Genomic DNA, 10,045 nt, shown 5'->3' on the forward strand with positions numbered 1-10,045 from the left:
GGCGCGGAATCTTGCGACAAGTCGAGGGCGGCCTGTGGTACAATGACAATGAGTACTCCATGGGGGCGTGAACGAGTGGAAGAGCGTCTGTCGAGACGAGTCAGAACCATCCGGCCGTCGGCGACGATGAGCGTCGACAGCAAGACCAAGCAACTCATCGCCAAGGGCCAGCCCGTCATCAACATGAGCGTCGGCGAACCGGACTTTCAGACGCCGGTTCCGGCCGCGTTCGCGGGCATTCGCGCCATCACCAACGGGCAGACCCGATACACGGAGGCCGCCGGCATGCTGGCCCTCCGCAAGGCCATTGCCCACAAATTGCAGGCCGAAAACGGCCTTCATTACGCGCCGGAACAAATCGTGGTCTCGAACGGCGCGAAGCACACGCTGTACAACATCTTCGTGACCATCCTCGACGAGGGCGACGAGGTGGTCCTCCCCGCGCCGTACTGGACCTCGTATCCCGAGCAGATCCGCGTGGCGGGCGGCAAGCCTGTCGTGATCGAGTGCGGGCCCGAGACGGGCTTCAAGCTCACGCCCGAACAGCTCGCCGCGGCCATCACGCCGCGGACCAAGGCGGTCCTGCTGAACAGCCCGTGCAACCCCACCGGCTCGGTGTACCACGAGGACGAGCTGAAGGCGCTCGGCGAAGTCCTGCGCCAGCACGACGTCTACGTCGTGCTCGACGAGATTTACGAGCGCCTGGTCTACGGCGTGAAGCACGTGAGCCTCGTGGCCGCCTGCCCTGATTTGTACGATCGCGCCCTCGTCGTGAACGGCTTTTCGAAGGCGTTCGCGATGACCGGGTGGCGCCTCGGCTACGTGGCCGCGCCGCTCGATCTCGCCAAGGCCATGGCGAGCTTCCAGAGTCACTCCACGGGCAGCCCGGCGACCATGTCGCAGATCGCAGGCGAAACGGCGCTCGCGCACTTTGAGCCGGGCGTGATCGACGTGTTCCGCCGGCGGCGCGACGCGCTCGTGGCGGGGCTCAACAGCCTCGAGGGCGTGCGCTGCCTTACGCCGGAAGGAGCGTTTTACGCGTTCCCCGACGTCCGCGGCGTTCTCGGGCGCCGCTACGAAGGCCAAACCATCGAATCGAGCGCGGACTACTGCGAGCTGTTGCTCGAGCACGCGCTCGTCGCGAGCGTCCCGGGCGAGGCGTTCGGCGCTCCCGGCTACGTGCGCTTCTCGTACGCCGTGCGCGACGAGGACGTCATCGAAGCCGTGAACCGCATGCGCGATTTCCACGCGAAGCTCACGAATTGAACGGCGCGCGGCGCGAGGGCCCCGGCAATCCGGGGCCCTCGGCCTATGCCAGCCTCACTGCGGCTCACTCGAGGCGCCCGGATGCGCCGGATGAATCTCTCCGTGCGCGTCGAGAATTTGGTGATCCTGCTGCACCTCGATGAGACCCGCGTTGTGCAAGGCCTGCAGAACCTCAAACAGGCTGTCGCGCTTGTCCTCCGGCAGGGATCGCACGAACTGATTGATATCCTGCGCCGGGGCCAGTTGCACGAAATGCACCCCGCCGTACTTCGCGTACAAGTCCCGCCTGTATGTCATCCGTTCCCCTCCTCGCTATCCCAACATGCGTATTGTCCGCCCAAGCCGCCGAGCCTATGCCACTTGGGCGGGTGCCCCGCACGGCCCTCAGGCGATTGTCATACGCTTTAGGAGCAGGCTGGGGAAGCGAGGTGGACTGTGATGAATGCCAAGCCCCAGAAGGCCGAGCGTATCCCCGGCGTCGCACTCGCGAAGGCGCAGGCTGCGCGCCCCGCGAACGGGCGGGGAACGAAGAGAACCCCCGCGCGATCCGGCGGAAGAAATCGCGCGCCCACACCGTCAAAGGCCGGCAACAGGGCACCTGCCCCATCGCAGATCCTGACGCCGAAGAACATGCAGGACACGCTGAAGACAGTTGGCAATCTGCGGAATATGGTCAAAAACTGGCTGAATTATCTCCAGCAGGCCGACAGGATGCTGGATACCTTCTACGTCACAACGGGGGCTTTGAAGGAAAGCGGCGTGCTCGACAAGCTCATCAAGTTCAAAGGCCGCAATCTCACGACGGAGGATTTCACGAACATCCTCGCAGCCCTGCTGTCGTCGCCTCTCGCGGAGGGATTCTTCAAGGGAGCGGGCGGCAGCGGAACAGGCGGCGACAGCGGATCGGCGCACGAGACCGGAGGATCGGCCCAAAGCGCGCAGTCGGCCGCAAACGCGGCTTCGCCCATCCAAGCGCCGCCTCAAGCCCCGCAACCGCCCGGCCCCACGTACGCCCCGCCGGGCTATTCGCCCTACGCGGCGCCCGTGCAGCCGTACGCTGGGCAGCAGCCGATGTACGGAGCTCCGCCGCCGTATCCGTATTACGGGCCGCCGCCGGCGCCTGTGCCGCCTCCGGCGAGACCTTCCACCGGAGCCGACACCGGGCGGGCGCCCAACTGAAGTCGCGCCACAAGCCGCCTGGCCATCGGGCCGGCGGCTTGTTGTCCTCCTTCGACGCATTGGCTCACATGGACATCTTCCCACCTGCGCGCCGGCGCCGTATATGAGGGAAGGATCAACCAGTTCCGGGAGGCGCCATGGCCGTGCGCGACAACGCATGGATGGTGGCCCTGTTTTGGCTCGTGAACCGCCGCTCGATGTACCGTGCATTTCCGCAGGTCCTGGGCATCCGAGACGAGCCGTCTCGGGACTCGCGCGCGCAGCCTGTGAAAACCGCCCAAGCCCCAGGAGCCGCAGGCGTAACATGCCCCACCAAGCAAAAGGGCTGGCCCCTCGGCGCCATCCCGAGGACCAGCCCTGAATTCGTGTCAGTCCGCCGTCTGCTTCGGCACGAACTTCTTGATTTCCTTCAGCGTCTTCTCGTCGACGTGCGGCCCGTACTTTTTAACAATCTCGTCGACGTTCGTCGTCGGGCCATTCTTTGTCGCATCGGTGTACGCCTTCACAAATTGCTTGAACCGGCTCTCAGGGACGGGCAGGCCGAGCTTGTTCGCGAAGTTTTTCGCCAGCGACTCGACCTGGTTCGGATCCCGCCACGACTCCGGCGGAACGTTCTTGACGTCTTCGAGAATCTCAAAGATGGCCTTCCGCTTTCCCGCCAGGTTTTGCTTCAACACGTCGAGCGATCCCGCCGGCGGCTGTTGCGCTGCGACCGAAAGCGGTGGCTCCCCCACCGGCGCCGCCGTCTGCTGCGGCCGCTTGGCCTTCGCCTGTGGCTTTCGCCCCTTCTTTCCGGATGAAGCCGCCATGGTTGCACCCTCCTTCTCGCATCGCCCCTATCGGAGCCTCTCCTCAGGGTATGCGAGCTAATGGAAGGGTGTCTCCATTTCACCGCCCAAAATGGCGCTCGCGCTCCCTAGAATTGCCTCATCTCGGGGCTTCGGAGCCGAATGTCGATGGCCGCGGCGAGGATGGCCGCGAGCACCATCAACGCGCCGCCTACGAAGCCCCACCACTCGCGATGCGCGGCAAACACCAGCAGCGAAAATCCCGTCATGAGCATCAGACTCAAGCCGACAAACGCCACCACAAACATGTGAAGGACTTTGCGTACTACCTTCACGAACCTTCCCTCCGCGTGCCTGGTGACAGCATCATACCAGGAGATGGGCGACCCGAAAACGGGTCAACCGCCGATGCGCGACATCTCGACCTTCGGTTTTCGCGCCGTCGCCTCGCTCCTGAGTTCCGAATATCGGTCCTGGCGCTTGCGCCACACTCCCGACACAAACGCTCGAATTTCCTCCTCCGATGCGCCGGCATCGAACAGCGGCCGAAGCGACACGCCGCGAGCGCCAAACAGGCAGGTGAAGAGTTCGCCGGCGGCCGTCACCCGGAGCCTCGTGCAGAATCGGCAGAAGGGCCGAGACACGGAGTGGATGACGCCGATTTCGCCCTGGCCATCTTGGTACCGATACCGCGTCGCCACCTCGCCCTCGCGCCGCGGCGGCAGCGGTTCGAGCGGATGACGCGCCCCAATCCACGCGAGGATCTCGTCCGCCGTCACCACGTCCTCCATGCGCCAGCCGTTGGTCGTTCCGACATCCATATATTCAATGAAGCGCACAATCACGCCTGTCCCTCGAAACCGCTCCGCGATGGCCACCACCTCGTCCTCATTCCAGCCGCGGCGAACCACCACGTTCACCTTCACCGGCGCAAGCCCCGCCTCAGAGGCCGCCTCGATGGCCGAAAGCACTCGCTGGACGGGAAACCGCACGCCGTTCATCTTGGCCGCAATGTCCGGTCGCAGGGCGTCGAGGCTCACCGTCACGCGCGTGAGTCCCGCCCGCTTCAGCGCCAACGCCTTGTCGCGCGTGAGCAGACTGCCGTTCGTCGTCATGGCGATCTCGTGAAGCCCAGGCACCTCAGCAATTCGCTCCACAATCTCGATGATCTCCCTGCGCAGAAGCGGCTCCCCGCCCGTCAGCCTGACCTTTTCCAGCCCAAGCGGCATCAGCGCCCGCACCAGTTTCGCGATCTCGTCCGGCGACATGAGCGCATCCGGGCGGAGAAACGGATAATTCGGCCCAAACACGTCACTCGGCATGCAATACGGGCAGCGAAAGTTACATCGATCCGTGAGCGACACGCGCAAGTCCCGAAGCGGCCGCCCAAGCCGATCCGTCAGCGCCTCTTCCCCCGTCGCCATGGTGCATCCCCCATTTCTCGCACACCTTCAGTGTATCACGCCCTCTCCTTCGGTCCATCATTCCCCCAAGGCCGCCTTTGCGCTACACTGGGAGCGTGTAAGATTTGCCGAGGAGGCACAGACATGAACGTTGCCCTCATTGCCCACGACAACAAGAAGGACGACATGGTGAACCTGGCCATCGCGTATCAGAACATACTGAAGCACCACAACCTCTTCGCCACCGGCACCACCGGGCGCCGCATCCGGGAAGCCACTGGGCTTGAAGTCCATTGTTTCCAGTCTGGCCCGTATGGCGGCGATCAGCAGATTGGCGCCATGGTCGCGAACGACGAGATGGACCTCGTCATCTTCCTGCGCGACCCACTGACCGCTCAACCGCACGATCCCGACATCACCGCGCTCCTGCGCATCTGCGACGTGCACAACGTGCCGCTCGCGACCAACCTCGCTGCGGCCGAGATCCTCATCCGCGCCATCGAACACGGGCTCGTGGAATTTCGCCCGCGCGAGCGCAAGCATTAAAGGCCCGGCTTCGTCCCCGCCGGCCCCATCCCGTGAGCTCCATCTCGAGGAGGTCTCCCTCATGACGGAAACCATGAATCCATATGCCAAACGCCGAGAAGCACTGCTGGAGCGCATTCCCGACGGCGCCATCGCGCTCTTTTTCGCCGGCCAGGCGCCCCACATGTCGGGCGATCACGCCTACAGCCCCTTTCACGTCAATCGGAACTTCTACTATCTCACCGGCATCGAACAGGAGCACTCGCGCCTTTTGCTCGCCAAGCTCGGCGGCAGTGCGCAGGCCATTCTCTTTACCGAGCACGTCTCCGAGGTCGAGGAGAAGTGGACCGGCAAGCGGCTGCCGGACCACGTCGCGCGGGAGGTCTCCGGCATCGCCGATGTGCAGGACCTGGCCCAATTCGAAACGGCGCTCGGGCGCATGCTTCGCACCGGCGAATACGAGTGGCTGTACCTGGATGTCGAGCAGGATCGCTTTCACCAGACGGAAACCGAAGCGCACCGCTTTGCGCGCGAGTTTCGCGACAAATACCCCGCCATCGGCATCCGCAACCCGTACGCGGAAGTGTGCCGCATGCGCACCGTGAAAGACGAGGGCGAGATCGAATGCATCAGGCGGGCCATCGACATCACGCGCGAAGGCGTGGTGGCCATGATGAAAAACGCCCGGCCCGGCATGCGGGAATACGAACTGGAGGCGCACTTCGACTTCGCGCTTCGCTCCCGAGGCGTCCGGGAGCACGCGTTTCCGCCCATCGTGGCCGGCGGCGAGCGCGCGTGCGTGCTTCACTACGTGGACAACGACCAGGTCATCGAAGACGGCCAGCTGGTGCTTTGCGACCTCGGCGCTTCCTACAAATGTTATTCGGCCGACATCACGCGCACCTTTCCCATCTCGGGCACATTCACGCCGCGCCAGCGGGAGATCTACCACATCGTGCTCGCGGCCATGGAGGCCACCATTCAAGCCATCCGCCCGGGCGTGACGACCGGGGAATTGAACGAGGTCACGAAGGCGGTGCTCGCGCAGGAGCTGAAGCGCATCGGCCTCATTCAGGAGGACGGCGAAGTGGCGCGCTATTACTACCACGGCGTCAGCCACCGGCTCGGGCTCGACACGCACGACGTCGGATCGCCCAAGTGGCCGCTCGAACCGGGCGACGTCATCACCGTCGAGCCGGGGTTGTACATTGCGGAGGAGGGCATTGGCATCCGCATCGAGGACGACGTGCTGGTGACCGAGGACGGCCCCGTGAATCTGTCGTCCGGCATCCCCAAAGACCCGGACGAGATTGAGCGCATCATGCGCGGATGAGGACAAGGGGCGGGCGGCAAGGGCGGAGCGCTCATCGCCCGAGCCGCCACCGCCGTCTACCCGGGCGGACCCCCGGGGCACGACGCGGGAGCAGCCGCCGGCATGCTTCATGAAAGCGAATTCAGCCAGCTCGGCGCAGTCGAAGGCGCGTTGGCTCGCCACTGGCTAGGTGTTCAGAAAGGGTGAGGCAGCATGACGCACAGAGCTCGCTGGGCCATGCGCATGGTTGCGGGCGTGATCATCCTCGCCGTCCTCGCGTGGCTCGCGACGATGGCCATCTCGTACGTCGTGGCGGAAAAACTGACACACCCCGCGCGCAAGCCCGTCACGACGACCCCCGCAGCGTACGGCCTGCCATACGAGAACGTGCGCTTCCCGTCCCGCGTCGATCATCCCATGCTCAGCGGCTGGCTGATTCCCGCGGCACACCCGACGGATCGCATCGTGATTGAAGCGCACGGCTACCGGCAAAACCGCGCGCTGGATCATCCGGCGCTGCCCGTGGCCCAGGCGCTGCACGACGCCGGCTTCGCCGTGCTCATGTTCGACTTTCGCGACGAAGGCCAGTCCCCCGGCACCGAGGTGACCGTCGGCGACTATGAGCTGCGGGATCTGCTCGGCGCCATCGACTACGCGCACAAGCTCGGCTACGGCGAAGTCGGGCTCATCGGCTACTCGATGGGCGCCTCCACCGCGCTCGAGGCCACGGCGGCCGATCCGTCCGTGAATGCCACCATCGCGGACAGCCCGTTTGACGATCTCGAAACCTATCTGCAACAGAATCTGAGCGTGTGGACCAACCTGCCCTCGTTCCCGTTCAACGGCGAGATCCTTTGGGAAGTGAAGCACCTGTTTGGCCTGGACCCGAACGCGGTCGATCCGCTGAAACAGCTCGCGTCGGCCAAGCCTCGCCCGATTCTCCTCATCGCGGGGACCGCCGACACCGTCATCCCGCCCTCGAACAGCGAGGCGCTGTACGACGAGTTGCATCGGCGCGATCCGGAGGACACGCTGTGGCTGGTTCCGGGCGCGAAACACGTGGGCGCGTACGATGTGGAGCCGAAGGCGTATCTGCAGCACATCGTGAACTTCTTCGAAGCGTACATGCCGGTGAAGGTCACGTCGTCGTGAAGAGGAAAACTGTACCCGAAAGCTGAAGAACACCGCGGCCAATCAGCGCTTTCTCGGAATCAGCCACGCGTTGTCGGCCTTGTCAAAACCGATATGTGGGCCATGCGCTCCATGCGAGCGAGATCGTCAACAGGGCGGCGGATGCCTGAGCGGCGAAACACGTCAGCCAATTGGGGGCCGGAGACGGGACGCATGCTGGAGTATTCGATGTTCATAAAGAGCTCCTTTCGCGGACACAAGCTCGGCAAGCGCCTCGAACCGATCATGGCGGCCTACAAGGCTACAGCCCGATTCCAAAGTCTTTTCATCAAGTCGTTCGCAATGACCCAACACGCACCAAAAGCAAAAAGATAGAAGTTATTCGCGAAATCAAACCACCGGCCGTGGTCTAATGATTTGATCAGCTCAAAAATACCAATCAAAAAGAGCAAGATACAGGAACTTACAGCCGTAACCCCTCGAATGTTCTTCCTGTACATTGTAACCGCTTTTGTTAGACACCGTATGGCCGAGTTGTCCGTGAAGCCGCAAAGCAAAGCAAGACCACTCACCCCAAACGCCAGCACCGAGAACAGGACGAGAATCACCACCCACGCAATCCACGCGAGGGAAAGAAACGGGTGATCGTTCGTGGAGCGTAAACAAAAATTTGATACAAAGAATAGAATGTATGCCACGATGCTGATTCTAAGAAAAAGAAAAAATTTCCTCATTGTTGGGGCTCGCACTCTTCCGAATTCGATGAGCGTTCGAACAAAGGGAACGGTAAATGCGTTCGCGAAGGCGGGCATCATGATCACAAACAAGGGCGCAAGGAGCGAGTACCATGAATTTGTGATAGGTCCAAAATTGATCAAGGAACTCATGCCTTCCGCAGCAACCGTCCACACTCCCGCGACAACCAGAGCAATCAAATACCTCCATAACACCGTGGGCACTTGTGCACCTTCACCCTTTGCCTTGTGGTTTCTTGCCTGTGCAGAATGGCGCGGCGAAGACGGTAAACGAGACACCAAGATGGGAGTTAGTCGGCAGGGCGCCAGCTCCTCACCGCTCCCGAGCGACATCACCGGTTTCCATAACTGTACAACAACAAACACCAATCGAAAGGGTCCGCCCTTTCTCATTCCGATTCGCATTCTCACGTGACCACCCAAGGCCTCCATCCACGCTTTTCAGCAGCCACGTTTCGATCTCATTTGAAGAAGCGTCTCGATTCACGATGAGCCAGAGGGTGCCCCGATTCGTGAAGTCCAAATCCAGCGCAGATGAACGTTTTGCCATCCAGGGGCCGAGATCGGTCCGGAAAAACCACGTCTCGCCTCCATCGGTCGTCTCGTAAAGCTGGTCATTCAGCACGAGGGCCGCGATCGAGGTGTCGAAGAATTGGAAGGTGTAATTCCCGTATTCAGATGGAATGTTTCTCGTGGTGACGTATCGCCACGTTGCACCGCCATCCTTCGTGTGGTACAACGCGAGGTTCATGGTTGGCTGTGGCTCGGATGTGTAGAAGGCGACCGCCAACACGCCTTGGTTCGGAGAGGTTTTGGAGAATGCCGGGCCCCACACGGACACGGTCACGTCATGCGCGTACTCGGTAGGGACGGAGACGAAGATGCGTTGCCAGTGTACGCCGCCGTCGTTCGTTTGATACAGCGAGATTCCTGGCCGGATGGGATCCGCGACAAGCCAAAATCCATGGCTCGCCGTGCGGAAGGTCAGGTGCTGAGATGTCCCGGCAAGCAGACGAGGCGCGTCTACACTCGTGGAGTATACAAGATGCCACGTGGAACCCCCGTCGGATGTATGATACATCCATTTATCCGACTGCTCGGATGCACCGTACGATTCAACGACAAGCCACCCTGTACGAGCATTGATGAATGCGAACTGGCCTACCACACTCGCCGCTTCATTCACAGGAATGGAGGCCACTCGCCAACTTGCGCCCCCATCGTGGGTGTACTCCACCCAGACGACCGGCTTGTCGATATCGCGCCATGCAATCCATACATCGCGTTCATTTTTAGCGTACAGCTCGGGATAGCCTGACTTCCAATCCGCCTCGGCAGCGGCCGTGACAGGATAGGGCGGGGGCTGTACCGGCAAATGCACCCTCTGCCATGTGCGCCCTGAATTCAGGGTGCGAACGAGAACGAACCGCTCCTTCTGGTACCCTTCTGCCCATACCAGGTTGGGATCCACGACCCCTAGTTGGATCGGCGAAAACGCAGGGGTCATGTCAAAGGCTTGAATGGAAGAATCCTGCCGAGCCGATACGTCTTGAGAACGCGGGTTCTCGGTGGAGACTGGCAGGTTCGCTCCGTGCGCAAATGAAGAACAAAGCACGGGCCTTGCCGCCAACGCGGCAAGCAGCAGGCCGATTCCGGCCCCAAGTGCCGTCCAAGATCTCCGCTTGA

Annotated in this window: 11 protein-coding genes; 5 read left to right on the forward strand and 6 right to left on the reverse strand. The window is 62.2% G+C overall.

Translation table 11 applies throughout. The features are described 5' to 3' along the window. The first annotated feature begins 75 nt into the window (after positions 1-75). Positions 76-1,266 (forward strand): pyridoxal phosphate-dependent aminotransferase, encoded by a 1,191-nt coding sequence (locus tag AS26_RS08790; RefSeq protein ID WP_062308576.1) that lies wholly within the window; start codon positions 76-78, stop codon positions 1,264-1,266. A gap of 54 nt (positions 1,267-1,320) precedes the next feature. Here AS26_RS08790 and AS26_RS08795 read toward each other — a convergent pair whose 3' ends face one another. Continuing rightward, a complete protein-coding gene (locus tag AS26_RS08795; RefSeq protein ID WP_062308578.1) occupies positions 1,321-1,563 on the reverse strand; it encodes a GAT domain-containing protein in 243 nt (80 codons plus the stop codon). A 141-nt stretch (positions 1,564-1,704) separates the two neighbouring features. Here AS26_RS08795 and AS26_RS08800 point away from each other — a divergent pair, with 141 nt between their 5' ends. Continuing rightward, positions 1,705-2,445 carry a hypothetical protein gene (locus AS26_RS08800; protein WP_062308580.1) on the forward strand — a complete coding sequence of 247 codons (741 nt, stop codon included), beginning with the start codon at positions 1,705-1,707 and terminating at the stop codon, positions 2,443-2,445. 368 nt (positions 2,446-2,813) lie between these two features. Here the strand turns inward: AS26_RS08800 and AS26_RS08805 are convergent, their stop codons facing one another. The 3 genes from AS26_RS08805 to moaA all read right to left on the reverse strand — a co-directional run bounded on the left by AS26_RS08805 (position 2,814) and on the right by moaA (position 4,657). Next, positions 2,814-3,254: a Rho GTPase-activating protein gene (locus AS26_RS08805; RefSeq protein ID WP_062308583.1), complete on the reverse strand. Its 441-nt coding sequence runs from the start codon at positions 3,252-3,254 to the stop codon at positions 2,814-2,816. Positions 3,255-3,361: 107 nt separating this feature from the next. Next, positions 3,362-3,568 (reverse strand): hypothetical protein, encoded by a 207-nt coding sequence (locus AS26_RS08810; RefSeq protein ID WP_062308585.1) that lies wholly within the window; start codon positions 3,566-3,568, stop codon positions 3,362-3,364. 63 nt (positions 3,569-3,631) lie between these two features. Next, on the reverse strand, positions 3,632-4,657 hold the full coding sequence (moaA, locus tag AS26_RS08815) for a GTP 3',8-cyclase MoaA (RefSeq protein WP_062308588.1): 1,026 nt from the start codon (positions 4,655-4,657) through the stop codon (positions 3,632-3,634). 123 nt (positions 4,658-4,780) lie between these two features. On the opposite strand from moaA, the gene AS26_RS08820 reads away from it, so the two are divergent. From AS26_RS08820 to AS26_RS08830, 3 genes are all read left to right on the forward strand, one after another. Next, positions 4,781-5,182, forward strand: a complete 402-nt coding sequence (locus AS26_RS08820; protein WP_062308591.1) for a methylglyoxal synthase — start codon at positions 4,781-4,783, stop codon at positions 5,180-5,182. Between the two features lie 61 nt (positions 5,183-5,243). Beyond that, a complete protein-coding gene (locus AS26_RS08825) occupies positions 5,244-6,494 on the forward strand; it encodes an aminopeptidase P family protein (protein WP_062308594.1) in 1,251 nt (416 codons plus the stop codon). 192 nt (positions 6,495-6,686) lie between these two features. After that, positions 6,687-7,625, forward strand: a complete 939-nt coding sequence (locus AS26_RS08830; RefSeq protein ID WP_062308595.1) for an alpha/beta hydrolase — start codon at positions 6,687-6,689, stop codon at positions 7,623-7,625. A 272-nt stretch (positions 7,626-7,897) separates the two neighbouring features. Here the strand turns inward: AS26_RS08830 and AS26_RS08835 are convergent, their stop codons facing one another. Both AS26_RS08835 and AS26_RS14555 read right to left on the reverse strand, forming a co-directional pair. Then, positions 7,898-8,563, reverse strand: coding sequence for a hypothetical protein (locus tag AS26_RS08835; protein WP_062308597.1), 666 nt, complete (start codon positions 8,561-8,563; stop codon positions 7,898-7,900). A gap of 109 nt (positions 8,564-8,672) precedes the next feature. After that, positions 8,673-10,045 (reverse strand): WD40/YVTN/BNR-like repeat-containing protein (locus tag AS26_RS14555; protein WP_217997433.1); only part of this gene is annotated, 1,373 nt, incomplete at its 5' end.

Source organism: Alicyclobacillus sendaiensis NBRC 100866 (assembly GCF_001552675.1).
Classification (GTDB): Bacteria; Bacillota; Bacilli; order Alicyclobacillales; family Alicyclobacillaceae; genus Alicyclobacillus; species Alicyclobacillus sendaiensis.